The organism is Micromonospora sp. NBC_01405 (genome assembly GCF_045040155.1).
Classification (GTDB): domain Bacteria; phylum Actinomycetota; class Actinomycetes; order Mycobacteriales; family Micromonosporaceae; genus Micromonospora.
Genome location: NZ_CP109532.1, coordinates 2,362,675 through 2,388,200, shown reverse-complemented (window position 1 = coordinate 2,388,200; position 25,526 = coordinate 2,362,675). Strand labels below are relative to the sequence as shown.

Here is a 25,526-nt window from a genome sequence, read left to right as displayed (position 1 = left end):
TGGGGCACGGGACCGAGATGTGGCGTGTCGCTCACCGATCCGTCTTGTTGGTCGCCGCAGGCGGGCTGGGTCGCCGGCGATGTATCCAGGCGTAGACGAGCAACGCCAGACCGAGGATCGCGAGACCAGCAGCGATCAAGGCCACCAGCTCGAACCTCTGCTCGAACGCGAGTTCTTCCGCGTTCTGCTGCTCGATGGCCTCAGGCGTGGGGTCCTGATCGGGCAGGGTGATTCCGGTAAAGCTGGTAAGGCAGGGAAGCAGGCAGGAGGCCACCATCAGGAGAGCACCGACGACCGCCAGCAGGCGTGCACGCGACATCGCGACAGGGTCCCACAACGCGTCGGTGACCGATGCGTACCGTCTGGGTTGTCGACCTGCAGGTCACCCCGCCGCGGCCATGCCGCCAGGGGTGCGGAACGCACCCGGCCCCCGCCAACATGCTGCTCAGGAAGCCTCGACAGCGTCGGTCAGCCGGGTGGCGAGGCCTCGGATGTGTGTGATCAGCTCGGATGGCTCGTCGATGCGGAAGCGGAAGCCGAACAGCGCGACGTAGACGGCGATCTCGTCCAGGGAATTCGACCCGGTGTGCAGCATGCAGGTGTGCGGGTCGATGGCTTCGATGACCCCGACGGTGGGCGCGATCCGTTCGGCGGCAGCCTCAGCCGAGGCGTAGAGGGTGATCCGGGCCTGGTAGCGGTAGGGGGCGGTGGACACACCGCGGGTCAGGTACGCGGCGAAGTCGGCGGCGGGTGCCTGTCGTGGCGTGAATCGGGGTCCGGTCGGGATGCGCGGCTGGATCCGGTCGACGCGGTAGGTGCGCCAGTCGCTTCGATCGGTGTCCCAACCGATGAGGTACCAGCGCCGTCCGCTGTGGACGAGCCGGTGGGGTTCGGCGTCGCGTACCGAGGAGGTGCCGTCGTGGCGACGGTAGTCGAAGCGGAGCCGCTGGTGATCGCGGCAGGCCGTGGCGATGGCGACCAGCACGTCCGGGTCGACGGTGGGGCCGGTGGCGGGGACCGTGACGGTGACCGAGTGCAGCAGGTTGACCCGGTGCCGTAGGCGCGACGGCAGAACCTGTTCGAGCTTGGCCAACGCGCGTAGCGAGGTGTCCTCGATGCCGGTGACCGTGCCGCTGGCGGCGGTGCGCAGCCCGATTGCGACTGCGACGGCCTCGTCGTCGTCGAGGAGCAGCGGGGGGAGCTTCGTTCCCGCGCCAAGCCGGTAACCGGCAGCGCCAGGGGTGGTGTGCACGGGGTAGTCGAGGTCACGCAGCTTCTGGATGTCGCGGCGCACGGTCCGTACGTCGATCTCAAGGCGCTGTGCCAGCTCGGCGCCGGACCATTCGCGGGGTGTCTGTAGCAGCCCGAGGAGCCGCAGCAACCGGGCGGAGGTTTCCAACATGCCCCGAGTCTGCCAGGAAGCTAGGGCCAGACCTGTCCTAGCTCGCCCGTAGTGTGATGTTCATGAGCGAACAGATCACCCCGTTCCGGATCGAAATTCCCCAGGATCGCCTCGACGACCTGCGCCAGCGGCTCGCCGCCACCCGTTGGCCGGACGAGTCGCCCGCCACAGGCTGGGAGGCAGGGGTGCCGCTGGGTTATCTGAAGGATCTGGCCGACCACTGGCGCACCGAGTACGACTGGCGGGCCCATGAGGCTCGGTTGAACGAGTTTCCCCAGTTCACCACCGAGATCGACGGACAGACCGTGCACTTCCTGCACGTTCGTTCGCCTGAGCCGGGAGCGGTGCCGCTCATCCTCACCCACGGCTGGCCGGGCTCGGTCGTGGAGTTCATGAACATCATCGGCCCGCTGACCGATCCCGCCCGGTACGGGGGCGATCCCGCCGACGCCTTCCACGTCGTGGCCCCGTCCCTGCCCGGCTTCGGCTTCTCCACCCCGCTCGCCGCACCCGGATGGGGCACCAGCCGGGTGGCCCAGACATGGGCCGAGCTGATGAAGCGCCTCGGCTACGACCGGTACGGCGCCCAGGGCGGCGACACCGGAGCGATCGTCACCCCGGAGCTCGGCCGCATCGACTCCGACCATGTGATCGGGGTGCACGTCAACAACCTGGGCACCTTCCCCTCCGGCGATCCGGCCGAGCTGGCCGGCCTCACCGAGGCCGACCAGGCCCGCCTTGAGTTCATGACGACCTGGGGCCGGGACATGTCCGGGTACGCCATCGTCCAGTCGACCCGGCCGCAGACGATCTCCTACGCCCTCACCGATTCGCCGGTCGGTCAGCTCGCGTGGATCGTCGAGAAGTTCAAGGAGTGGACCGACCCGAGCGCCGGCCTGCCCGAGGACGCCATCGACCGCGACCTGATCCTCACCGACGTCTCGGTGTACTGGCTCACCGGCACCGCCGGATCCGCCGCCCGGATCTACTACGAGGACGCCCGCACCTGGGGCCAGGCCAACCCGAGGTCACAGGTCCCGACCGGGGTGGCGGTGTTCCCCAACGACATCACCATCCGGCCTCTCGCCGAACGCGACCACAACGTTGTGCACTGGAGCGAATTCAGCCGCGGCGGCCACTTCGCCGCCCTGGAGGCACCCGACCTCCTGGTGGACGACGTGCGGAAGTTCTTCCGCCCGCTTCGCTGACCGCAACCGGACAGGGCAGACGTCCCCGCCGGCCCGCACCGCTCGATCCGGGCCGGCAGGACGACGCCCTCGGAGCCTGGAACCAGGCGGGAACACGACGACCGGTTGCCGGCACCACCAGGACCGAATGACGACACCAGGAGCCGTGCTCGATGACCAACCAGTCCACGGTGGTGCCCCGGCTGTCCTGGCCCGACGTGTGGGGCCGACGGCTCGACCGGCACGGGTTGTCCACTCCGGTACGCGGCCGACCAGTCGACGCCGTCGCCGCCATGTGCGGCGCGCACGCCCAGGTGCTCTCCGCCGCCGAGTTGTCCGTGGGGCTGCGCGTCGCCGGTGTCACCCGCAACGACGTCCGGCAGGCGCTGTGGGGCGAACGCAGCCTGATCAAGACGTACGGCCCTCGCGGCACCGTGCACCTGCTGCCGACCCGCGAACTGCCGCTGTGGACCGGTGCGCTCGGCACGCTGCCTAACCCTGCGAACAGCATGTCCGCCGAGGCGCGGCTTACCCCGGACCAGACCGAAGAGGTCGTCGCGGCCATCGCGGGAGCACTGGCCGACGCCGAACTGACCATCGACGAGCTCACCGCCGAGGTGGCCACCCGCACAGGTCCCTGGGCCGTCGATCCGGTCGTGCCAGCGTTCGGGAGCATGGCGCCGCGCTGGCGGCAGGCGATACCCCTCGCCGCGCACCGCGGTGCCCTGTGTTTTGGCCCGAACCGTGGACGGAAGGTGACGTACACCAGCCCGCAGCGCTGGCTGCCAGGATTCCAGCCCGCTTCGGCATCCGCCGCCCTCGCCGACCTGGTCCGGCGCTACCTGCACGCGTACGGGCCGGCAACGCCGCAGCAGTTCGCGCAGTGGCTCTCCGCACCTCGCCGCTGGGCGACCCAGTTGTTCGACTCGCTCGCCGGCGAGCTGCAACGTGTCGAGGTCGATGGCTCTGTCGCCTGGGTCACCGCCGGCGATACCGAGCCGGCACCCGTGCCACCGCAGGGGGTGCGGCTGCTGCCATATTTCGACGCCTATCCCGTCGGCTGCCATCCGCGCGAGCGGCTCTTCCCCGGGCCTGCCGCGCAACGCGCGCTCTCCGGCGGTCAGGCCGGCAACTTCCCGGTGCTGCTCATCGACGGCGTGGTCGCCGGCATCTGGCACCTCCGCCGCTCCGGACGCAAGCTGAACATCACGGTCGAACCGTTGACCGCGCTCACCGTCGCCGAACGCCAGGAACTTGACGACCAGGCGCGGCGGGTCGGGGAGATCCTGGAGGGCGAGCCGCTGTTGACCATCGGGACGGTCGCCATCGGCGGCCACGCGTAGACAGGCACCCTGGCCGGAAGCGACGGCTGCGGCTGCGGCTTACGACGGACATTTGCGTTAGCCGGGTGTGGTGACTCTCAGTTGCTGCGGCCAGTCAGTCCTCGTCAGCCGGGCCGGGGCGGTTCTTGGCGATCCAAGCGCGAACGGCTTTGCCATCCCAGACGCGGCCCATCTTCAACGTGGCGAGGGGGTCAGGGAATCCCTTGCGGCCCACGATGATCGTGGCGCGCTGCTTGCTGATCCCGCCAAGCAAATCACGGATTTCGTCCAGCCCAAGCAGCTCCACAATCTGAAGGTATTGAAGCTGCCCCGTGTGGTGCCCCTCGACGAGCACTACCAGCTCAACACCGGACTAAAGGAGCATTTGTACGCGGACGCCAAGCAGAGCGACGTGTCCTACCTCCGGTTGCCCGGCACGTTCAACCACAAGACATCCGACCCGGTGCCGGTCGTGATGGTGCGCGGTACGGGTGCCCCGGTCTCTGACGACGATCTGGACCGCCTCCGCACACGGGCCGTGCGCCGTGCGTCGGTGGCCGTGGACTGGGTGCCGGTGCCGGTACCGACCAAAGGCCGGATCTCTCGCCGGGCGAAGACGAACCCCGAGGTGGCGCAGCACCAGGACCGGTCCAAGGAGGTGTGGGCGATCATCGGCGATCTAATCAAGTGGGGCTGCTTGAAGGATGAGATCCACACCCTCCTGGACGACGCGCCGATGGTCGCGGCTATCCAGGCCGACCGGTCCTACGACATTCAGAAGGGCATCGAGAAGCGGTGGGCAGAGGAAGCGACAGACGATGACGGGGAAGCCATCGAGGAGCTGACCCCGGAAGAAGAGGCGGACGACGAGCGGGAGCAGTTCGAGAACCTGGTTCGCGAGGAAACCCTGCGACTCCGCGCCAGGGAAGAAGCCCGTCGACGGGTGGCCGAGGAACGCGCGGCGGCTGAGTTCCGTGAGCCGGACCGCGAGAGCTACGGCACCCTAGTTAGCCAGCGCCTCCCACGATAACCGGTCGGGGGCGTCTGGTCAGTCAACGGGTGTCGATCGTGGGGGTCAGCCCTGCTCTTCTTCGTCTGCCGGCGGCCGGGGTTGGCGGTAGTCCCGGATGTATGCCTCGACGTCTGACCGCAGCCAGACCGATCCGACCGACAGCGTCTGGAACGGGCGCGGGAAGTTCGGATGCATCGCGAGCGCTCGGAACCGCGACCGGCCCACGCCGAGCATCTTCAAGATCTCGCCTGCGGCGACGAGTGGCCCCGGCACCTCATCGGTCATATCAGCAAGGTAGAACAGTGCAAGCGTGCCGAGGTTGACACGACCACTCATGCACGCTAAGGGTGACACGACCATTCGGACGCGCTTGAATTGTCGTGCCAACATTGACACGGGGGCAACAGAGGGTGTGTGATCGGTGGCGCGGTACCCCCGCCCTGGTGGAGGCGGAGCCCGGTGGGGCGGGGTGCCGCAGAAACGGAGGCACCGATGGCGCTGCATGACGCCCGACACCTAGCTCTCTTGAAGACACGCCAGGACTTCCGGTGGGATGCGTGCGTCTCATGGCTCTGGCGACACCGACACCGGATCGACTCCACCCGTGTAGCGGGCACGTCCGGTGCGGCCGGATCGGTCGTACGCCGGGCGAGGGCAAGGTGACCGCGCGTCGGTTGCCTCTGCTGATGCGGGTCGCCTGGGGCACCCTCGATTGGCATAGGCACCGCCGGTGCGCAGCCTGTAGCCCGAGCGGCTGGTGTCCGCTGGTCGAGGCAGCCAGGACCCGGATCAGGGCGTGGCATCGCTACAACCGCCACCGATGATCGAACTCAAGGCCGGCGACGTCCTTCACGTAACCGCCGCGTGCAGTGTGCAGTTCACCAGGCCGATGATGTTCCGCCTGATCAAAGTTCGGCACGACCTGGTCACCTACGACCACTGGATCTGGCTCGACGGCTACCAGCTCGACGCCAAAGGCGAGGCCGTGGCCCGCCGGGAGATCTTCGTCCAGCCGGCGGGTCTGATCGTGCAACGACGAACCGCTCCGCTCATCCAACCGAGGCGGCCCAGATCGAATATGAGGGCCTGAACGGGTGCGGGGGTACACCCGCGCGAGGCCAATCGGCCACCGAGTCTGTATGGGCCAACTGGTGATCCTCGGTCCCGTCGTGCTCCATCTCGCCGCAGAAGATGCAGGGGGGGTCGTCGGTGTTCACTCCGCTGTCTCCGCCCGGCTCCCCTTCGCCAGGGACCGTTCGGCGGCCACCACCGTTAGCTGCCGTCAACGGCCTGTTTCTGCGTGGCGGGTCGCTCGGAGGCAGCCAGGGTCCGGCGTACGCCGGTGGAAAGTGACGGCGGTCCGATAGCAGATCCACTGGCTCGGCGGGCGTTTTCCACAGGGCACCAGGTTGTCCACAGGCAGCCGATGGGAGGTGGCGGATCCGGGCACGCTCTCCGGCAGCACCCCCGAGCCCGACTGCTGGAGGCCGCGATGCCACCCCGTACCTCGCTCCCACCGCGCCGGCGGCTGCCCCTGCTGGTGACCTCGGACGACGGCCTCCTCGACGACCTGCTCCGGCTCGCCGCCGCAGGCGGCACCGAGGTCGAGGTGGCCGCCGACCCGGCCGCCGCCAGGTCCCGGTGGACACCGGCGCCGCTGGTGCTGGTCGGCGACGACCAGGCCCAGGCGTGCCTGCGGGCGCGGCTGCCGCGCCGGCCACGGATGGTCCTGGTGGGCCGTTCCGGGCAGCTCGACCCCGGTTGGGAGATCGCCGAGCTGATTGGGGCCGAGCACGTCGCCGTCCTCCCGGCCGCCGAGCCGTGGCTGGTGGACCGGTTCGCCGAGTGCGCCCCGGACCGCGCCGGCGACGGCGTGGCCCGGGTGGTCGCGGTGCTCGGCGGGCGGGGTGGTGCCGGGGCGAGCGTCCTCGCGGGCGGGCTGGCCGTCACCGCCGCCCGGGCCCGGCTGCGCACCCTCCTCGTCGACGTCGACCCGCTCGGCGGTGGGCTGGACCTGGTGCTCGGCTGGGAGCAACTGGAAGGGCTGCGCTGGCCGGCGCTCACCGACGCCGACGGCCGGGTCGACCCGCCGGCGCTGGTCCGGGCCCTGCCCAGCCGGGGTGACCTGGTGGTGCTCTCCTGGGACCGGGGGGACCTGCTGCCGCTGCCCGCCCCGGCGATGGCGGCGACCCTGGAGGCGGCCCGCCGGGGGCGGGACTTCGTCGTGGCCGACGTGCCCCGACACCTCGACGACCCGGCCGTGCTCGCGCTGCAGGCCGCCGACCAGGCATTTCTGGTCGTGCCGGCCGAGCTTCGAGCGACTGCGGCGGCGGCCCGGGTGGTCGCCGCCGCCGCGCCGCACTGCGCCCAACTCTCCGTCGTCGTACGCGGCCCGGCCCCGGGGCGGCTGAAGGCCGTCGAGGTGGCCCGCGCTCTGGGGCTGCCGCTGGCCGGGACGCTGCGCCCCGAGCCGGGCCTGTGCCGGGGACTGGAACGGGGTGAGGCGCCCGCTGCCGACGGGCGTGGCCCGCTCGCCGCGCTCTGCCAGCGGATCGTCGGCGAGCTGACCGGACTGCCCGCATCGGGTGCGGCATGACCGCGCCTCCCGGCGGCGAGGAGCTTTCGAGCCGGGTACGCCAGCGCTTCGCCGCCGCAGACACCCCGGTCACCCCGGCCGCCGTCGTCTCTGCCGTCCGCGCCGAGCCCGCCGCGGCGGTCCTCGGCGACACCGCCGTGCTCCGGATCGCCGGCCGGGTGCACGACGACCTCGTCGGCGCGGGTCCGCTGGCGCCCCTGCTCGCGGACCCAGAGGTGACCGACGTGCTGGTCAACGGGAATCGGGTGTGGGTGGACCGGGGGCAGGGCCTGCGCCAGGTCGCTGTTCCGCTCGGCACGATCGACGACGTCCGCCGGCTGGCCCAGCGCCTCGCCGCCGGAGCCGGCCGCCGCCTCGACGACGGTTCCCCGTACGCGGACGCCCGGCTGCCCGACGGGACCCGGCTGCACGCCGTGCTGCCTCCGGTCGCGACGGACGGGCCCTACCTGTCCCTGCGCACCTTCCGGCAGCGCCCGTTCACCCTCGACGACCTGGTCCGGCAGGGCACCGTGCCCCGGCCCGTCGCGCCGGTGCTGGCCGCCGTGGTGGCGGCCCGGCTCGCGTACCTGGTCGTCGGCGGCACCGGCTCCGGCAAGACGACGTTGCTCAACACGCTGCTGGGGTTGGTCCCGGGCACCGAGCGGATCATCCTGGTCGAGGACGCCGCCGAGCTGCGTCCCGTACACCCGCATGTGGTCGGGTTGCAGGCCCGCACCTCCAACGTGGAGGGCTCCGGCGCGGTCGGGCTCAGCGACCTGGTCCGGCAGGCCCTGCGGATGCGGCCGGACCGGCTGATCGTGGGGGAGTGCCGGGGCGGGGAGGTCGTCGACCTGCTCGCCGCCCTGAACACCGGTCACGACGGCGGGGCGGGGACGCTGCACGCGAACGCCCCGTCCGACGTGCCGGCCCGGCTGGAGGCGCTCGGGATGCTGGGCGGGCTGCCCCGGGCCGCCCTGCACGCCCAGGTCGCCGCCGCGCTCCAGGTGCTGCTCCAGGTCCGCCGGGGTGCCCGGGGCCGGGTGCTGGAGTCGGTCTGCCTGTTGCTCCCCGAGGGACCGGACCGCCTGATCACCGTCGTCCCCGCCTGGGTACGCGGCCACGGGCCGGCTCCCGCCGCAGCGGCCCTCGGCACGCTGCTGCGCGCGCGGGACGTGCCCGTCCCACCCGTCCTCTGCGAGGTGTGGCCTGGCCACTCCGATCGGGATGGACGCTCCGATCGGGGCGACCGGTTCGAGGTGAGGGGTGGCGGGTCCCGGCACGGAGGATCCGAGTGACCAGGGCGGGTTGGCTGGTGGCGGCCCTTCTCGTCGTCGCCGCTGCGGCTGTGGCGTGGCCGCTGCGCAGCAGCCGGTCCCGGCGACGGCGATTGCTCGGTTCGTCTCCGGGCCGGCCGTCGTCGCCCGTTGACCCGGCCGATCGGGTCGGTGCTGTACGCATCCCCACCGGGGCGGCCGCGCCGAGCGCTGTCGGCAGGGCGCCGAACCGGCAGCGTGACCCCCGGGACGACCGGGATCCCGGGCGGCACCCCCGGAACGGGGCAGCGCCGGGGGAACATGGCGGCCCGTGCCCTGCCCCGGGTAGGCCGTCCGGCCCGCGTCCGTTCTCCGGCCCGTCCGGTGAGTCCCGCCCACGCCCGCCATCCCGCCCGTGCGACGCCTCCGGCCCACGACCCTTCTCCGGCGCGTCTCCGTTGTCCGGTCCGTCGGGGCCGTCCCCGAGGTCCGGTCCGTCCAGGCCGCCCGACCCGTTCGGCTTCGGCGGACGGTCTGGGCCGCCCGGTCGTCGTGACCCGCGCCGGCCCACTGCCACCCTGGACCGGTCCGAGGCCGCCCTGCCGGGGCAGCGAGGCTCGCTGTTGGCTTCGCTGCTCCCCGGTGCCGGGAACTGGCGTACCGGGTCGTCGCCGGGGCGGTTTCCCGCCGGCACGGCGAGCAGCCGTCGGCCGGGGGTGCCCGGGTGGCTGTCCGCCTCGCCCCGGCGAAGCCTGCTGCTCGCGGGAGCGGTGGGCGCCGGGGCAGGTGGCCTGCTGGCCGGGCCCGTGGCCGCCGTGGTGGTCGGCACGTACGGGACGTTGGCCGCGCGAGCGGTGCTGCGCAGGGGCCTCGCGCGTGCCGTTGAGCGCGCCCGACGACACAGCCTGGACCAGCTCAGCGCCCTCGCCGCGGACCTGCGTGCCGGCGTGCCGGTGCTGACCGCAGCCGCCACCCTGACCGCTCGCCTGCCCTCGGCTGAGGTCGCCCTGACCGCCACCACCGTGCCACCGGTCGAGGTCGCGCTGACCGTCGGAGCCCCGCCGGCACCCGATGGTCCGCCGGGCGCCTCCGGGACGGTGAACGATCCGGGGTTGGTCCCCGGTCCGGCCCCGGACACCGGCAGGCCAGCCGTTGCCGCGCCCGATCCGGACCGGCTGGGGCGGTTGGCCCAGGCAGCGATCCGGCTCGCGGACCGGACCGGTGCTCCGCTGGCCGACCTGCTGGAGCGCGTCGAGGCCGACGCCCGGGCCACCGACCGAGGGCTGGCCGGCGCGGCGGCGCAGGCGGCCGGGGCGCGGGCCACCGCATTGCTGCTCGCGGCTCTGCCGCTCGGCGGCATCGGGCTCGGGTACGGGGTCGGCGTCGACCCGGTCGAGGTCCTGCTGCACACACCCGTCGGAGGCGGATGCGCGATCGCGGCCGCCGTCCTCCAGTCGGCGGGGCTGCTCTGGACGGAGCGCCTCGGCGCGGTGCCGGACGGGAGCCGCTGATGACCCGGCAGGCGGTGGCGGCCGGTTGCCTCGTCGCGGCGGCGGTGCTCGCCCTCTCCGTCGGCTCGCCTGCGGGCACCACCCGTCGCCTGCGTGGCCTGCAGAGGCGGACCGGGGCGACCGGGCAATCGAGACCGGCGTGGTGGCCTGACCGGATCCGGCTCGGGGCGGGCCTCGCCGGGGTGGCGACCGTCGCGGTCATCGGTGGCTGGTCCGGGTTCCTGGGTGGCGCCGTCGTCGCCGTCGCGGCGGACCGGGGTCTACGCCGGATCGAGCCCCCCGCCGTCCGGGAGCGGCGGCTCCGGGAGGCCGCCGACCTGCCTCTCGCGGCGGACCTGCTCGCGGCCGCGCTGCGGGCCGGTGCACCCGTGGACCGTTCCGTGCTGGCGGTCGCGGAGTCGCTCGGCGGCCCGTTGGCCGACCGCCTGGGCCGGGTCGGCCGGACCCTGCTGCTCGGTGGCGGCCCCGAGGAGGCCTGGGCGCACCTCGTTCCGGTGCCGGGTGCCGAGCGGCTGGCCGGTGCCGCGCTGCGCTCGTCGAACAGCGGCGCGGCGTTGGCCGGCGCGCTGACCCGCCTCGCCGACGACCTGCGGGCCGACCGGTCCACCGCAGCCGAGGCGTCGGCTCGCCGGGCCGGCGTCCTCATCGTGCTGCCGCTGGGGCTCTGCTTCCTGCCGGCCTTCATTCTCGCCGGCCTGGTGCCGGTGATCGTCGCCGTCCTCGGCGACGTCCTGTGAGCGCCGCCGGCCGCCCGGCCGGCGGTGAACGTTGAGAAGGGAAGAGCATGCGCATGATCCTCAATCGCCTGCGAGGCGATGCCGGGATGAACACCGCCGAGTACGCGGTCGGCACCCTCGCCGCCGTCGCGTTCGCCGGCATCCTGCTCAAGGTGTTGACGTCGGGCAACGTGCAGTCCGCGCTGACCGCCGTCATCGACCGGGCGCTGAAGTGACCGACCGCCGGCAGGCCGGGGGCGACCGGCAAGCGCCCGGGCGACGGCCGGGGCCAGCTCGGCCGACCACGTCGGCGCGGCCGTGTTCGTCCCGGTTGCCACGGGACCGAGGGTCGTTCACGGCCGAACTGGCCGCCGGCCTGCCGGCGTTGCTGCTGCTCCTGCTGGCCGGGCTCACCGCCGTCAATGCGGTCGCAACGAAGGCGGCCTGCCTGGGAGCGGCCCGGGAGGCGGCGCTGGCCGCCTCCCGGGGCCAGCCCGGAGGGCCGGCGGGAGCTGCGGCGGCCCCGGCGGGGGCCGAGGTCTCGGTCGTGGGGGACGGCGATCGGGTCACCGCCACGGTGCGGGCACCGGTACGCGCCCTCGGTGCCCGCCTGCCCCGGATCACCGTGACCGCCACCGCGGTCGCCGCCGTCGAGCCGGGCAACCCGGGACCGCAACCGTGACGGCCCGCGCAGACCACTGCGGTCGCGGGCATCGGGCCGGGAATGCCCGCGAACACCACTGCGGTCGGGGGCATCGGGCCGGGCATCCTGGAGGTTCCGGCGTTCAGCGGCGAGGTGCCGGCACGCCCCGGGCTGGGCGCGAGCGGGGCGGGGCGACGGTGTGCCTGCTCGCGGTCGGGCTGGTGTTCGTCGTGGTGGGCCTGTTCGGGGCGGCGGTCGGCGCAGCGCGGGTCGCCCGGCAACAGGCCCGGGTTGCGGCGGACTTCGGCGCGCTCGCCGGGGCGGGTCGGACCCTGGCCGGTGAACAGGTGGCCTGCGCGTCCGCCGACGAGGTCGTACGGGCCAACGGGGCGCGGCTGACCGACTGTCGGCTGGACGGGCCGGACGCCGTGGTGACGGCGGAGGTGACGGTGACCCCGGCACCCGGCCTCACCCGGGTCGCCACGGTGACCTCCCGTGCCGGGCCGGTACGGGCTGACGCCGACGGCGTGGTCGCGATGGGCCCGGATGCCCAAGCCCGCAGAACTGCCGGCGGGGAATGGCTCCGGTGGGCTGCCGACCTCAGTCCTTCTTGACGTGAGCGCGTCGGCGCGTCGAGATCGGATTGCCAGACCCACCCGACGGGCCGTGGCGCGAGCTGGCCACTGCTCCGCCTGGACGGCTCAGTTGACGCTTCCGGGAAGGCTCCTCCGACGAGCCGCCGCCTATCCTGGCCTGACCGGCCGACTCCCGCGCGGCACACACTGGCGTAAGGGCGGTTGGGTGACTTCCACGAGGTCGAGTATCCCTGCGACGTTTCTGATCGTGTTGATGTTTCCGTCGCTGTATCTCATCCTCACGGCGCTCGGGTGGAGCACCGACGCGGCCAAGATGTCGACCCAGGTGGCTGCGGCCGTTGTCGGCGCGCTCGTGGTGATCAGGCGGAATCGAGGCATGAGCTCTTCGGGCGAAGCGCCGGGTCACGGTGCTCCCCGGATCCTCCTGCGCGCCGTTCTCCTGACCGTGGCGGTCTACCTCGCGGTCGCCGTCGTGACCGGGGTGGTCTCGGGCTTCGAGCCGATTGAGGCGACAGGCGACGACGAGCAACTTTTCGACGACCGGATGGAGATGGTGGTCGGGCTGCCGGTGACGATGCTTGTCGTTCACGTCATGGGCATTTGGTCCGTACGGTTCCTTCCCGTCCAGCGTGCCCTCGGGTGGTTGGCCCTCGTGGTGGTGGCCAGCCGTGTCGTGGCCCTGTCGATGTATCCGCTCGGGGCGGCCTTCGGACGAGCCCACGGCCTGCCCGTTCCCGCCTTCCATGAGGCGCTGGTCGCGCAGGCCCTCCTCGGAGTGTTGATCTTCTGTTTCCTGGCCCTCGGTAACCTGCGCGTCCGTACGCGGACTCACGCCGCCGTGCTCGGCGCACCACGGCCTTGAGCGTCTGGTACTGCCGGCTCGAATCAGACCAGCCCCCGGTCCCCGCTCGTCGGTCACCACACCGGGATTGACCGACGTAGGTCTGCTGCCGGTACGCCTCCGCGGCCGCGACGTCCGATGCTGCCGGCGGCGACCGTTGTGGTCGAGCCAGTACCCGACGACCCGTTCGCGGCCGGCGTTGACGAACGCGATAGGAGCCGCGCGGTGCGGGGCCGGCGCGGACGCGCCGGAGAGTTGACGGTTCACCTGACCGAGGGCGGCGGCCAACGCCACCGAGATCTGCATCGGCTACGCCCGGGTCTCCACCGGCGGGCATAAGCTCGATCGCCAGCTCGACGCGCTGGGCGTTCGCCGTCACGGAGTTGATCGGCAGCCGGAGCAGTCGGGGCGCGTACCGCAATCGGCACGCGCCCCGGAGGCAGTGACGGTCAGCGGCCCTGGAGGGCGTCCAGGCCGATCGCCATGGCGATCACGAGCCGGCGGTCGACCTGCGGGTTCTGCACCTCGACGATGTACCGGTCGCGCAGGCCCCACTTCTTGACGACCGAGAAGACCGGCTGGCCGCCCGCGGTGAAGTCGAAGTGGTACGGCAGCCAGGACAGCGAGTCCACGAACCGGCGCAGCAGCGCCACCGGCATGCTCCGTTCCTGGCCGGTCACCTGGGGCAGCCCGGCCTGCTCGACGTGCCACGTCGAGCGGAGCAGCGACTGGGCGAAGTCCTTGCGGAACAGCCCGATCGGGTTGCCGGCGTGGTCGGTCACGTCGTACGTGGCGCCGAGGTCGAGCCGCTGGCGGGCTTTGAAGCCCAGCAGCGGGTACTGCTTGGTGTCGTCGGTGTAGATGGTCACCTGCTCCTTGAAGGCGAGCCGCTTCTGCTGCGCGAACGCGAGCATCTCGCCTTCCGACCCGTCGGGGGCGACGGCGTGGACCTGGTACTGGTTGACCATCATCCGAATCCGCTGCCGGATGTGGAACTGCTGTTGGTGCTGCAAGGCGTCGAGCTGCATGAAATCTCCTTCAGGACGTCGCCGGAGTGTCGCACAGCCCTCGACCGGTCGCTCGGCCCCGGCCACGCACCCCGGGCACCTCAACTGCTTCCGCCGGCCGCGCGGCTCCCGGCGCACTCGGTTGCGCGGCCCGATGATCCGGGTGCTTCGAGGCCCGTTCCCAGGCAACGGCCGGCCGCTTCAGCGCCCGCCGTCGACGGTGGCCTTGAGCGCCCAGGCGTTGAGCACCTGGTGGATGCTGCGCAGCCGCTCGTTGATTTGTTCCAGCCGTTCCGCCTGGGCCAGCGCGGCCAGCGCGCTGCCGAGGGCGATCTGCTGGTCGGGGGTGAGTTGGTCCTGGTCGATGGTGTAGAGCAGGTCGACGGTCTCGGCGATGGTGTCGGCCACGACTCCTCCTCCGGCGGGAAGCACGTGCTCGGGCGGTGGTGGGGTGCGCGAGCGTATGGAAGCGCTCCCATGTGTCAATGCCCCGCCGGGCCGTGATCTATTCCTGTGCTCCGGACGCCGCCACCCGATCGCGCTCCCCGTCCCCGGGCGGCTCGGCGTCGGGCGCGTCGGCGGGGCCGGGTTGCCGGGGCGGGTGCTCGGCCGGCAGGTTGGCCAGCACCACGTCGAGGACCCGGACGGCATCCGGCTTCGACAGCGGGTTGTTGCCGTTGCCGCACTTCGGGGACTGGACGCAGGACGGGCACCCCGCCTCGCAGCCGCACTCGGCGATCGCGTCGCGGGTGGCCCGGAGCCACTGCGCCGCCGTCCGGTACGCCCGCTCGGCGAACCCCGCCCCGCCCGGGTGGCCGTCGTACACGAAGACGGTGGGGGCCTCGGTGTCCGGATGCAGCGCCGTGGAGAGCCCGCCGATGTCCCACCGGTCGCAGGTGGCCATCAGTGGCAGCAGTCCGATCCCGGCGTGCTCGGCGGCGTGCAGCGCCCCGGGGACGTCCGCCGGAGCGACCCCCGCCGAGGTCAACGACTGCGGGGACAGGGTGAACCAGACCGCGACGGTGCGCAGCTCCCGGGCCGGCAGGTCCAGCGGCCGGGTGTCGATCACCTCGCCGGAGGCGATCCGCCGCCGCTGGTACGACACCACCTGGCTGGTCACGTCGACCTCGCCGAGGAACAGCCCGACCGGGCCGGCGTCGACGTACGAGCGCACCGAAGCCACGGTCAGCGAGGTGACGTCCCGGGCGTGGGTGGACCAGTCCGGCTCCTCGGGGTGCACCAGCGCGCAGCCGTCGGCCAGGTCGAGCGCGTCGACCACGTACGAGACGCCCTGGTGCAGGTAGACCGCGCCGGGGTGGAGCAGGAAGTGCGACGAGCCGCCGTCCACGGTGCCGAGCAGCCGTCCGGTGGCCGCCTCCACCACGCACACCGGCGCCCCGCCCTCGCCGCGCAGGTCGACCTGGGGTCGCTCGCGGTGCCGCCAGTACCAGCCGGTCGGCCGCTGTCGCAGCGCGCCCGTCTCGACCAGCGAGTCCACCGCCTCCTTGGCGCCCTCACCGAAGAGTTCCAGGTCGGCCGGGGTGAGCGGGGCCTCGGCCGCCGCGCAGGCGAGCTGCGGGCCGAGCACGTACGGGTTGGCCGGGTCGAGCACGGTCGCCTCGACCGGCCGCCCGAACAGGGCCTCCGGGTGGTGCACCAGGTAGGTGTCCAGCGGGTCGTCCCGGGCCACCAGCACCGCGAGGGCCTCGTCGCCGGAGCGCCCGGCCCGGCCGGCCTGCTGCCACAGCGACGCCCGGGTGCCCGGCCACCCGCAGATCAGCACGGCGTCCAGCCCGACCAGGTCGACACCCAGTTCCAGCGCGTTGGTCGAGGCGAGCCCGAGCAGGTCGCCGTGCAGCAGCGCCCGTTCCAGTTCGCGCCGCTCCTCGCGCAGGTAGCCGGCCCGGTAGGCGGCCACCCGCTCACCCAGCCCGGGGACCGCCTCGTCCAGGGCGCGGCGGGCGTTGGCGGCCACGACCTCGGCGCCCTTGCGGGACCGGACGAAGGCAAGGGTGCGTACCCCTGCGGCGACCGTGTCGGCGAGCAGGTCGGCGGTCTCCCGCAGCGCCGACCGGCGCACCGGCGCGAGGTCGGCGACGGTGGCGTCGGCGTCGGCGGGCAGCAGCGGCGGCTCCCACAGGGCGAAGGTCACCCCGCCGCGCGGGGAGGCGTCCTCGGTGACGGCGGCCACCGGTAGGCCGGTGAGCTGCCCGGCCGCCGTCGCCGGGTCGCCCGACGTGGCCGAGGCCAGGATGAACACGGGGGTACGGCCGAAGCGGGCGCACTGCCGGCGCAGCCGGCGCAGCACGTGCGCGACGTGCGAGCCGAACACCCCCCGGTAGGTGTGGCACTCGTCGACGATCACGTACGCCAGCCGGCGCAGGAAGCCGGACCAGTGGGCGTGCCCGGGGAGGATCCCGTGGTGCAGCATGTCGGGGTTGGTCAGCACGAACCGGGCGTGCCGGCGGATCCAGTCCCGCTCGGCGCGCGGGGTGTCCCCGTCGTAACAGGCGGGGCGTACCCCGTCGAGTTCCAGGCCGGCGACGGCGCGTAGCTGGTCGGCGGCGAGCGCCTTGGTCGGTGCCAGGTAGAGCACGGTGGCCCGGGGGTCGGCGAGCAGGGTGGCCAGCGCCGGGAGCTGGTACGCCAGGGACTTGCCGGACGCGGTCCCGGTGGCGACGACGACGCTCCTGCCCGCGTACGCCAGGTCGGCGGCCCGGGACTGGTGCCGCCAGGGCGCGACCACGCCGCGCCGGGCGAACGCCGCCCGCAGCTGCTCGGGCGTCCACTCGGGCCACGGCGCCCGCTCCCCGGCCCGGGCCGGCACCCGCTCGACGTGGGTGACCGGGTCGGCGCCGGTACGTGCGCGCAGCTGGCGCAGCAGCTCGGCCGGTGCACCCATCGGCGGGCGGTCGGGCCCGCGGCCTGCGGATACGGTTGCTGCGGGGCTCACGTCCTGCACTCTCGCACAAGTGTTCGGAGTTGACTGGCGTGGGTTGTGGGTAAGGGGGAGCCTCCACCGGTGACCTCACGTACGCCGGCGGCGGGGATGGTTAGATGCCCAGGAGAGTTTACGACTCTTGCGAGGAGGACCGATGGAGCTGTCGCTGGCGACCCGTGCCGTGGGGGAGCACACGGTGCTCGAGGTAGGCGGTGAGGTGGACGTCTACACCGCACCCCGGCTGCGGGAACGGCTTTTGGAGTTGATCGACGGTGGGGCCCGTCACGTCGTGGTCGACCTGGGTCGGGTCGACTTCCTCGACTCCACCGGCCTCGGCGTGCTGGTCGGCGCGCTCAAGCGGCTGCGTTCGGTCGGCGGCAGCTTCGCGCTGGTCTGCGACAAGGAGCCGCTGCTCAAGATCTTCCGGATCACCGCGCTGGACCAGGTGTTCCCGCTGCACCCGACGGTCGACGCGGCCATCGGGGCCGATCCGACCGGTGCCGGCGCCTGATGGCCACGGTCCGGCTCTCCTTCTCGCCGGCGCCGGTGCACGTCCGCACCGCCCGGCTGGTCGGCGTCGCGGTGGCCCGGCGGGCCGGCGTGCGCGAGGACCTGCTCGACGAGGTGCGCCTGGCCATCGGCGAGGCGTGCACCCGGGCGGTGGCCCTGCACCGGCAGTACCACGTGCCCGACCCGGTGCTGGTGGAGATGTCCGACACCGGGTCGTACTCGGTGCGGGTGGTGGACCGGGCGCCGATCGAGGCGAGCATCGGCCTGACCGCGCTCGATGCCGACCAGCTCGCCAACGAGTCGCTGGACGAGGACGACCTGACCACCGGCGTGGGCTTCGCCCTGCTCGCCGGCTTCGTGGAGGACCTCCAGGTGCGCCCGGTCGACGAGGGCGTGGGCACCGAGGTCCGGATGGTCTGGCCGGTGGGCCGCTGACTCCCGCTGACCCGTCGATCAACTTCTCTGGCTGACCCGTCGATCAACTTCTCTGGCTGACCCGCCGCTCAACCAACTGATTCGCTGATCAGGCCGCCCCTCCCGACCGGGAGGGCGGCCCTTCCGTCGTTCCCGGGCCTTATATCAGATTCTTTCGCATAACACAGCGACGAAGATCATCCGGACACGGTGCCCCATGATGTGACCTCCGGCACTACGGAGGGCTACAGTACGCGGGTTGTCAGCAAGTGATCCTTCCCGCAGCCAGCGGGTATGGGTGCTCATCGTTGGCCCGCTGGGGTGGGTCGGCGCGCTTGCGAGTCCGCATCCAGGCGTCGGTCTCTGCGTCTCCACGGCCGGCGCGAGCGTTCGGTACAGGAGGACACAGATGTCCGGGACCTTGGCCGCCGAGGGCGGCGCACTGTCCCTTACCGGAGCCAACCTGACGTACGTCGTCATCGCCGCGGTCATCGCGCTGGTGGCACTCGTCTTCGCCGCCGCCTTGACCAAGGCCGTGCTGGCAGCCGGTAAGGGCACCACCAACATGCAGGAGATCTCCGGGGCGGTACAGGAAGGGGCCTCGGCCTACCTGCTCCGGCAGTTCAGGACCCTCGCGATCTTCGTGGTGATCGCCGTGGTGCTGCTCTTCCTGCTGCCGGTGCACGACACCGACGGCAGCGAGACCGCGGTGAAGATCGGTCGGTCCGCCTTCTTCGTGGTGGGCGCCGGGTTCAGCGCGTTCATCGGCGGCGCCGGCATGTGGCTGGCCACCCGCGCGAACCTGCGGGTCGCCGCCGCTGCCCGGGAGGTGGCCGGCGGCCGGGAGGGCGCCATGAAGATCGCCTTCCGTACCGGAGGCGTGGTCGGCTTCCTCACCGTCGGTCTCGGCCTGTTCGGCGCGGCGCTCGTGGTCCTGCTGTTCAAGGGCGACGCCCCGACCGTGCTGGAGGGCTTCGGCTTCGGCGCCGCCCTGCTGGCCATGTTCATGCGGGTCGGCGGCGGCATCTTCACCAAGGCCGCCGACGTCGGCGCCGACCTGGTCGGCAAGGTCGAGAAGGGCATCCCCGAGGACGACCCGCGCAACGCCGCCACCATCGCCGACAACGTGGGCGACAACGTCGGCGACTGCGCGGGCATGGCCGCCGACCTGTTCGAGTCGTACGCGGTCACGCTGGTCGCCGCGCTGATCCTCGGCCGGGCCGCGTTCGGCGACGAGGGCCTGGTCCTCCCGCTGATCATCTCCACGATCGGCGTGCTGGTGGCGATCGTCGGCGTGTTCATCACCCGGCTGCGTGCCTCCGACCGCAACGGCCTCACCGCGATCAACCGGGCCTTCTACATCTCCGCCCTGGTCTCGGCGGTGCTGGTCGCGATCGCCTCCTACGCGTACCTGAAGCCGACCTGGGCCGACCTGCTCGGGCCCCAGTGGCGTGCCAGCCTCGGCGTCGACGGCGGGGACCCGCCGCTCGGCCCGCGCGGGGTGACCATCGCCGCGGTGGTAATCGGCATCGTGCTGGCCGCCGCGATCCAGGCGCTGACCGGCTACTTCACCGAGACCAACCGGCGTCCGGTGCAGGACATCGGCAAGAGCTCGCAGACCGGTGCGGCCACCGTCATCCTCGCCGGCATCAGCATCGGCCTGGAGTCGGCGGTCTACTCGGCGCTGCTGATCGGCGCGGGCGTCTTCGGCGCGTTCCTGCTCGGCGGCGGCTCCATCACGCTGTCGCTGTTCGCCGTGGCGCTGGCCGGCACCGGCCTGCTCACCACCGTCGGCGTGATCGTCGCGATGGACACCTTCGGCCCGATCTCCGACAACGCCCAGGGCATCGCCGAGATGTCCGGCGACATCGACGAGAACGGCGCCCGGATCCTCACCGAGCTGGACGCCGTCGGCAACACCACCAAGGCGATCACCAAGGGCATCGCGATCGCCACGGCGGTCCTGGCCGCGACCGCGCTGTTCGGCTCGTACACCGACACGCTGCGCACGGCGTACGCCGACGCTGGCGTGGGCGACGTCGGCGCGGAGATTCTCAACTCGCTCAACGTGGCGAACCCGCGCAACCTGGTCGGCCTGATCATCGGCGCGGCGGTGGTCTTCCTCTTCTCCGGCCTGGCCATCAACGCGGTCTCCCGCTCGGCCGGCGCGGTCGTGATGGAGGTCCGCCGGCAGTTCCGCGAGCTGCCCGGAATCATGGACGGCACCCAGCGTCCCGAGTACGGCAAGGTCGTCGACATCTGCACCCGGGACGCGCAGCGCGAGCTCATGACCCCCGGCCTGCTCGCCATCCTCGCCCCGATCGCGGTCGGCTTCGGCCTCGGGCCGGGCGCGCTGGCGGCGTACCTGGCCGGGGCGATCGGCGCCGGCACCCTGATGGCGGTGTTCCTGTCCAACTCGGGCGGCGCGTGGGACAACGCCAAGAAGCTCGTCGAGGACGGCGCGTACGGCGGCAAGGGCTCCGACTCCCACGCCGCCACGGTCATCGGCGACACCGTCGGCGACCCGTTCAAGGACACCGCCGGCCCGGCGATCAACCCGCTGATCAAGGTGATGAACCTGGTCTCGCTGCTGATCGCGCCGGCCGTCGTGGCGTGGAGCGTCGGCGACGGGCGCAACGTCGGCCTGCGGGTCGGCATCGCGGTGGTGGCCACGTTGATCATCGTCGCGTCGGTGGTGTTCAGCAAGCGTAAGGGCGTCGCGATGGGCGACACCGACAACAGCGGCAGCGGCACCGGCGCCGGCAGCGCCGACCAGCGGCCGGAGGCGGTCAACGCCTGAGCGGTGACACAGCGGGTTCCCGGCCGGTCCAATACCCGCGGCCGGGAACCCGCCCCGGCCGGCGACGGCCATCCGCGCCGTATGCAAGATCAGCAGCCGGTCGGGCTCCCACCGGGGCCGGCCGGCGGCGGGAGTCCCGCAAACCGAGCGGTGGCACATCGGCGCGGAGGCCGTACGCTGCTTCGCATGCGCACGTGCCGGGCGGCGACCGCCGGAAAGCTCACGGTGGTCCTCGCCACGCTCGTCCTGACGCTGACCGCCTGCGGCGGCGGCCCCAGCCCCCGGGCCTGGGCGGCGTCGGTGTGTGAGGCGCTCACCCCGTGGCGCGCCGAGATCAACAAGCTGACCAGCAGCACCCAGCAGCAGATGACCGCGCAGACCACCCCGGCACAGGCGAAGGAGAACCTGGTGCGGCTCTTCGCCGGCGCGGAGCAGGCCAGCGAGACGGCCCGCCGCAAGGTCGACGAGGCCGGCGTCCCGGGGACCGACCACGGCGAGGAGATCTCGCAGGGCTTCCAGGCGTCGCTGGGCAAGGTGCGCGACGCGTACGGCCGGGCCCGGGCCACCATCGGCGGCCTGGGCGCCGGCAATCCCACCGCCTTCTACGACGGCGTGCGCGCCGCCGTGGACACGCTCAACAAGGAGTACGACGCCAGCGCCCTGGACACCAGCCGGCTCGGCTCCGAGGAACTCAAAAAGGCCTTCGACGAGGTCCCGGAGTGCCGCTGACGTCCCCCGACCGACCACCCGACCCGGTCCGGCAGCTCTCCCTGTTCGGTGCCGAGGCGGCGGACCCGTCCGTCGCCGATCTTGCCGGCCTGCTCGCCGGCCCGGGGGAGATGGTCCGGATGGGTGGCACCGCGCGGCTGTCGATCGTGGTGGACGCCGCCTGGCGGGTACACGTGCTCGTCGCCGAGCTGGCCCGGTGCGGGCTCGCCGCGACCTGGGAGGCGACCGCTGACCAGCAGCACCTGGTACGCACCTCGTACGCCAGCACGCTGGCCCCGCTGGCCCTCGCCTGGCTCCGCGACCCGCCGGCCCCCGCCCTTGCCGCTCCCGACCCGCCGCCCCCCGCCCTTGCCGCCCCCGACCTGCCGGCCCCTGCCCCGGCTGCCCCCGCCCCGCCGGCCCCTGGTCCGGTCAGCGGCGGTCCGGTCAGCGGCGGTCCGGTCAGCGGCGGTCCGGTCAGCGGCGGTCCGGTGAAGCGGCCACCCGCCGGGTTCCACCTCAACGGCCGGCGGCTTCGGCTCTGGGTGGCCGCCGCCGGGAAGTCCGACCCGCCCGGATTCCTGCTCCGCCTCGGCGTGGACGACGAGGCGTGCCGGGAGCCGGTCGGCGCCGCCCTGGCCGCCGTCGGCCTGCCGGCGGCGCTGCTCGACGCGGAGGCGGGCGGGCCGGCGTACCGGATCACCGGCCGTCGCCGCCTGGCCCGCCTGGCCGACCTGATCGGCGACCCGCCGTCCACCGCCCCACCCCTTGCCTGGCCCCACCAGCCCTGACCCCCCTGGGAGCAGGTAGAGCAGGGCCCCCGCCAGGATCACCACTCCCGGTGCGGCGGGCCCCGCAAAAGCGGCGAATCGGCTTCAGCCGCTCACCGCTAGTCCATGATCGGAGTCGGGGCGGGCACGTGAGGTGTGGTCGGTTGTCCGATGGGGGACAGTTCGGCCGTCGGTTTCCCGGGCGAACGGGCTGGTGGGATCGGCCGAGGGGCCGGCATCGTCACAGTGGCCCGCTCGGCACCCTACACACGGTGTACGGTGGCGCCGTCCGGCAAGACCGTCAGCGGTGTCCGGGAAACGGGTGGGCGGGTTGGCCGCCCGCGAAACCCGAAACGTGGGCGGCGCGTTACGTTGGACATCCGGACCGCCGGCGGTTCCGGCGGACCGAGGGTGGTCCGCGCCTCGGACCCGGCCGGCCACGAGCAGGAGTGAGGTCGCAGGAGACGTGCCGAGCAACGCCAGGACCACCCGTCTGGTCATCGTCGAGTCACCGGCGAAGGCCAAGACGATCTCGGGCTACCTCGGCCCGGGGTACGTCGTGGAGGCCAGCTTCGGTCACGTCCGCGACCTGCCACGCAACGCCGCCGACGTGCCGGCCAAGTACAAGGGCGAGTCGTGGGCCCGCCTCGGCGTCGACGTCGACAACGGCTTCCACGCCCTCTACGTGGTCTCGCCCGACCGCAAGCAGCAGATCAGCAAGCTGGTGAAGCTGGCCAAGGAAGTCGACGAGATCTTCCTGGCCACGGACGAGGACCGCGAGGGCGAGGCGATCGCCTGGCACCTGGTGGAGACCCTCAAGCCCAAGGTGCCGGTCAAGCGGATGGTGTTCCACGAGATCACCAAGCCGGCGATCCAGGCCGCGGTGGCCAACCCGCGCGAGATCGACCGGGACCTGGTCGACGCCCAGGAGGCCAGGCGCATCCTCGACCGCCTGTACGGCTACGAGGTCTCCCCGGTGCTGTGGAAGAAGGTCATGCCGAAGCTCTCGGCGGGCCGGGTGCAGTCCGTGGCGACCCGGATCGTGGTCGAGCGGGAGCGGCAGCGGATGGCGTTCCGCACCGCCGAGTACTGGGACATCCTGGCCACCCTGGCGGTGGCGAAGCCGGGCGAGGGGCCGCGCACCTTCAACGCCACCCTGGTGGCGCTGAACGGCGACCGGATCGCGACCGGCAAGGACTTCGAGCCGACCACCGGCCGGGTGAAGCCCGGGGCGGGCGTGGTGCACCTCGACGCCGGCGGCGCACGCGGGCTCGCCGCCCGACTTCAGGGGCGGCCGTTCAAGGTCACCCGGGTCGAGGAGAAGCCCTACCGCCGCCGCCCGTACGCGCCGTTCATCACCTCCACCCTCCAGCAGGAGGCGGCCCGCAAGCTGCGGCTCTCGTCCCAGCAGACGATGCGCACCGCGCAGCGGCTCTACGAGAACGGCTACATCACCTACATGCGTACCGACTCGGTGAACCTGTCGGAGACCGCCATCACGGCGGCCCGCCGGCAGATCGTCGAGCTGTACGGCGAGCGCAGCGTGCCGCCGGAGCCGCGCCGCTACACCGGCAAGGTGAAGAACGCCCAGGAGGCACACGAGGCGATCCGCCCGGCGGGGGACAACTTCCGCACCCCGGGCGAGGTGGCCAAGGAGCTGTCGGGCGAGGAGTTCAAGCTCTACGAGCTGATCTGGCGGCGCACCATCGCCTCGCAGATGACCGACGCGGTCGGCTCCAGCGTCTCGGTGCGCATCCGGGCGGTGTCCTCCGCGCAGGAGGAGGCCGACTTCGGCGCGACCGGCAAGACCATCACCGACCCGGGCTTCCTGCGGGCGTACGTCGAGTCGTCCGACGACGAGACCGCCGAGGCCGAGGACGCCGAGCGCCGGCTGCCGACCCTGGTCAAGGACCAGCCGCTGACCGCCGACGAGTTGGCCGCGCAGGGGCACCACACCCAGCCGCCGTCGCGCTACACCGAGGCGTCGCTGGTCAAGGCAATGGAAGAGCTGGGCATCGGCCGCCCGTCGACGTACTCGTCGATCATGCAGACGATCCAGGACCGCGGGTACGTGACCAAGCGCGGCCAGGCGCTCATCCCGACCTTCGTGGCGTTCGCGGTGATCGGCCTGCTGGAGCGCCACTACCCGCGGCTGGTCGACTACGACTTCACCGCCAGCATGGAGAACGAGCTGGACGAGATCGCCGGCGGCGACCACGCGGCCGTCGACTTCCTCACCGGGTTCTACTTCGGCAGCCCCAACGGCACCGGCGACCAGGCCATCGCCCACGCGGGCGGGCTGAAGAAGCTGGTGACGGAGAACGTCAGCGAGATCGACGCGCGCAGCGTCAACTCGATCCCGCTCTTCGCCGACGAGGAGGGGCGCGAGGTCGTCGTCCGGGTCGGGCGCTACGGGCCGTACCTCCAGCGGGAACTGCCCGGCGGCGAGCCGGCAGCGCAGGCGGAGGGCGAGGAGGGCGGCGGTGGGCAGGGTGACCGGGCGCCGATCCCCGAGGGGCTGGCCCCGGACGAGCTGACCCCGGAGAAGGTGCAGGAGCTGTTCCTCGGCGGGGGCGGCGAGCGCAAGCTCGGCGACGACCCGACCACCGGGGAACCGATCCTGCTCAGGTCCGGCCGGTTCGGCCCATACGTGGCCAGCGGCGAGCGCAAGTCGTCCCTGCTGCGTTCGCAGTCGCCGGACTCGCTGACCCTCGTCGAGGCGTTGAAGCTGCTCAGCCTGCCCCGGCTGCTCGGGACGACCCCGGACGGCGTCGAGGTGTTCGCCAACAACGGGCGCTACGGCCCGTACGTCAAGCAGGGTGACGAGTTCCGCTCGCTGGACTCGGAAGACAAGATGTTCACGGTCACGCTGGACGAGGCGCTGGCCCTGCTGGCCGCCCCGAAGGCCCGTCAGCGCCGGGCCGCCGCGCCCCCGCTGCGGGAGATGGGCGTCGACCCGTTGACCGAGAAGCCGCTGGTCATCAAGGACGGCCGGTTCGGCCCGTACGTGACGGACGGCGAGTTCAACGCGTCCCTTCGGCGCGGGCAGACCCCGGAGGAGCTGAGCATCGAGGAAGCCTCCGAGATGCTCGCCGAGAAGCGCGCGAAGGGCCCGGCGCCGAAGAAGGCCCCGGCAAGGAAGGCCCCCGCAAAGAAGGCCACGGCCGCGAAGAAGACCACGGCAGCCAAGAAGACCACGGCCGCGAAGTCCACCGCCAGCAAGTCGACGGCCAAGAAGGCCACCCCGGCGAAGAAGACTCCCCCGAAAAAGGCCACCACCCCCACAGACTGACGCTCTCCTGCCCAGATCTTGGAAGG

Annotated in this window: 23 protein-coding genes and 2 pseudogenes; 18 read left to right on the top strand and 7 right to left on the bottom strand. The window is 72.5% G+C overall.

Translation table 11 applies throughout. From position 1 onward, the window contains the following. Positions 1-31 precede the first annotated feature (31 nt). Both OG559_RS09625 and OG559_RS09620 read right to left on the bottom strand, forming a co-directional pair. The gene (locus OG559_RS09625; RefSeq protein ID WP_405114421.1) at positions 32-319 is read right to left on the bottom strand and encodes a hypothetical protein; all 288 of its coding nucleotides are present in this window, start codon (positions 317-319) and stop codon (positions 32-34) included. A 126-nt stretch (positions 320-445) separates the two neighbouring features. Then, entirely contained in the window at positions 446-1,402 is a 957-nt protein-coding gene (locus tag OG559_RS09620) for a helix-turn-helix transcriptional regulator (protein ID WP_405114419.1), read from the bottom strand. A 74-nt stretch (positions 1,403-1,476) separates the two neighbouring features. On the opposite strand from OG559_RS09620, the gene OG559_RS09615 reads away from it, so the two are divergent. Beyond that, complete coding sequence (locus OG559_RS09615; RefSeq protein ID WP_405116527.1) at positions 1,477-2,610, top strand: epoxide hydrolase family protein; 1,134 nt, start codon at positions 1,477-1,479, stop codon at positions 2,608-2,610. Positions 2,611-2,762: 152 nt separating this feature from the next. Further along, entirely contained in the window at positions 2,763-3,932 is a 1,170-nt protein-coding gene (locus OG559_RS09610) for a winged helix DNA-binding domain-containing protein (RefSeq protein WP_405114417.1), read from the top strand. 94 nt (positions 3,933-4,026) lie between these two features. Here OG559_RS09610 and OG559_RS09605 read toward each other — a convergent pair whose 3' ends face one another. Continuing rightward, entirely contained in the window at positions 4,027-4,218 is a 192-nt protein-coding gene (locus tag OG559_RS09605; RefSeq protein WP_151463052.1) for a hypothetical protein, read from the bottom strand. Between the two features lie 27 nt (positions 4,219-4,245). On the opposite strand from OG559_RS09605, the gene OG559_RS09600 reads away from it, so the two are divergent. Then, positions 4,246-4,941, top strand: a complete 696-nt coding sequence (locus OG559_RS09600; RefSeq protein ID WP_405114415.1) for a hypothetical protein — start codon at positions 4,246-4,248, stop codon at positions 4,939-4,941. A gap of 45 nt (positions 4,942-4,986) precedes the next feature. Here the strand turns inward: OG559_RS09600 and OG559_RS09595 are convergent, their stop codons facing one another. Beyond that, positions 4,987-5,259 carry a helix-turn-helix transcriptional regulator gene (locus tag OG559_RS09595; RefSeq protein ID WP_405114412.1) on the bottom strand — a complete coding sequence of 91 codons (273 nt, stop codon included), beginning with the start codon at positions 5,257-5,259 and terminating at the stop codon, positions 4,987-4,989. A 484-nt stretch (positions 5,260-5,743) separates the two neighbouring features. Between OG559_RS09595 and OG559_RS09590 the strand changes: the two genes are divergently transcribed. The 9 genes and pseudogenes from OG559_RS09590 (at position 5,744) to OG559_RS09550 (ending at position 13,079) form a co-directional block, all read left to right on the top strand. After that, entirely contained in the window at positions 5,744-6,013 is a 270-nt protein-coding gene (locus OG559_RS09590) for a hypothetical protein (protein ID WP_405114410.1), read from the top strand. Positions 6,014-6,415: 402 nt separating this feature from the next. Further along, complete coding sequence (ssd, locus tag OG559_RS09585; RefSeq protein WP_405114408.1) at positions 6,416-7,519, top strand: septum site-determining protein Ssd; 1,104 nt, start codon at positions 6,416-6,418, stop codon at positions 7,517-7,519. After that, positions 7,516-8,793: a TadA family conjugal transfer-associated ATPase gene (locus OG559_RS09580; protein WP_405114406.1), complete on the top strand. Its 1,278-nt coding sequence runs from the start codon at positions 7,516-7,518 to the stop codon at positions 8,791-8,793. Before ssd ends, OG559_RS09580 begins: the two co-directional genes overlap by 4 nt. 686 nt (positions 8,794-9,479) lie before the next feature. Continuing rightward, positions 9,480-10,262 (top strand): annotated as a pseudogene (locus OG559_RS09575) (hypothetical protein); the annotation flags it as partial. Further along, positions 10,262-10,999, top strand: a complete 738-nt coding sequence (locus OG559_RS09570) for a type II secretion system F family protein (protein ID WP_405114403.1) — start codon at positions 10,262-10,264, stop codon at positions 10,997-10,999. The pseudogene OG559_RS09575 and the gene OG559_RS09570, both read left to right, overlap by 1 nt. 47 nt (positions 11,000-11,046) lie before the next feature. Next, entirely contained in the window at positions 11,047-11,214 is a 168-nt protein-coding gene (locus tag OG559_RS09565; protein ID WP_350884280.1) for a DUF4244 domain-containing protein, read from the top strand. A 95-nt stretch (positions 11,215-11,309) separates the two neighbouring features. Next, a complete protein-coding gene (locus OG559_RS09560; protein WP_405114401.1) occupies positions 11,310-11,660 on the top strand; it encodes a TadE family type IV pilus minor pilin in 351 nt (116 codons plus the stop codon). A 131-nt stretch (positions 11,661-11,791) separates the two neighbouring features. Then, positions 11,792-12,133, top strand: a pseudogene (locus tag OG559_RS09555) (Rv3654c family TadE-like protein); the annotation flags it as partial. A 331-nt stretch (positions 12,134-12,464) separates the two neighbouring features. Next, the gene (locus tag OG559_RS09550; protein WP_405114399.1) at positions 12,465-13,079 is read left to right on the top strand and encodes a hypothetical protein; all 615 of its coding nucleotides are present in this window, start codon (positions 12,465-12,467) and stop codon (positions 13,077-13,079) included. 428 nt (positions 13,080-13,507) lie between these two features. On the opposite strand, the gene OG559_RS09545 is transcribed toward OG559_RS09550, so the two are convergent. The 3 genes from OG559_RS09545 to OG559_RS09535 form a co-directional block, all read right to left on the bottom strand. Further along, positions 13,508-14,086 carry a hypothetical protein gene (locus tag OG559_RS09545; protein ID WP_405114397.1) on the bottom strand — a complete coding sequence of 193 codons (579 nt, stop codon included), beginning with the start codon at positions 14,084-14,086 and terminating at the stop codon, positions 13,508-13,510. A gap of 180 nt (positions 14,087-14,266) precedes the next feature. Then, on the bottom strand, positions 14,267-14,473 hold the full coding sequence (locus OG559_RS09540; protein ID WP_396671508.1) for a hypothetical protein: 207 nt from the start codon (positions 14,471-14,473) through the stop codon (positions 14,267-14,269). A 97-nt stretch (positions 14,474-14,570) separates the two neighbouring features. After that, positions 14,571-16,967: a DEAD/DEAH box helicase gene (locus tag OG559_RS09535; RefSeq protein WP_405114395.1), complete on the bottom strand. Its 2,397-nt coding sequence runs from the start codon at positions 16,965-16,967 to the stop codon at positions 14,571-14,573. 193 nt (positions 16,968-17,160) lie between these two features. Here OG559_RS09535 and OG559_RS09530 point away from each other — a divergent pair, with 193 nt between their 5' ends. The 6 genes from OG559_RS09530 (at position 17,161) to topA (ending at position 25,500) form a co-directional block, all read left to right on the top strand. After that, positions 17,161-17,517, top strand: a complete 357-nt coding sequence (locus tag OG559_RS09530; protein WP_396671506.1) for an STAS domain-containing protein — start codon at positions 17,161-17,163, stop codon at positions 17,515-17,517. Further along, positions 17,514-17,951: an ATP-binding protein gene (locus OG559_RS09525; protein WP_387021569.1), complete on the top strand. Its 438-nt coding sequence runs from the start codon at positions 17,514-17,516 to the stop codon at positions 17,949-17,951. The genes OG559_RS09530 and OG559_RS09525 overlap by 4 nt, the downstream gene beginning before the upstream one ends. A gap of 388 nt (positions 17,952-18,339) precedes the next feature. Beyond that, positions 18,340-20,730, top strand: coding sequence for a sodium-translocating pyrophosphatase (locus tag OG559_RS09520; protein ID WP_405114393.1), 2,391 nt, complete (start codon positions 18,340-18,342; stop codon positions 20,728-20,730). Positions 20,731-20,916: 186 nt separating this feature from the next. Continuing rightward, on the top strand, positions 20,917-21,459 hold the full coding sequence (locus OG559_RS09515; protein ID WP_405114391.1) for a hypothetical protein: 543 nt from the start codon (positions 20,917-20,919) through the stop codon (positions 21,457-21,459). Beyond that, positions 21,450-22,229, top strand: coding sequence for a hypothetical protein (locus OG559_RS09510; protein WP_405114389.1), 780 nt, complete (start codon positions 21,450-21,452; stop codon positions 22,227-22,229). The genes OG559_RS09515 and OG559_RS09510 overlap by 10 nt, the downstream gene beginning before the upstream one ends. A gap of 445 nt (positions 22,230-22,674) precedes the next feature. Then, entirely contained in the window at positions 22,675-25,500 is a 2,826-nt protein-coding gene (topA, locus tag OG559_RS09505) for a type I DNA topoisomerase (protein WP_405114387.1), read from the top strand. The last annotated feature ends 26 nt before the right edge of the window (positions 25,501-25,526 follow it).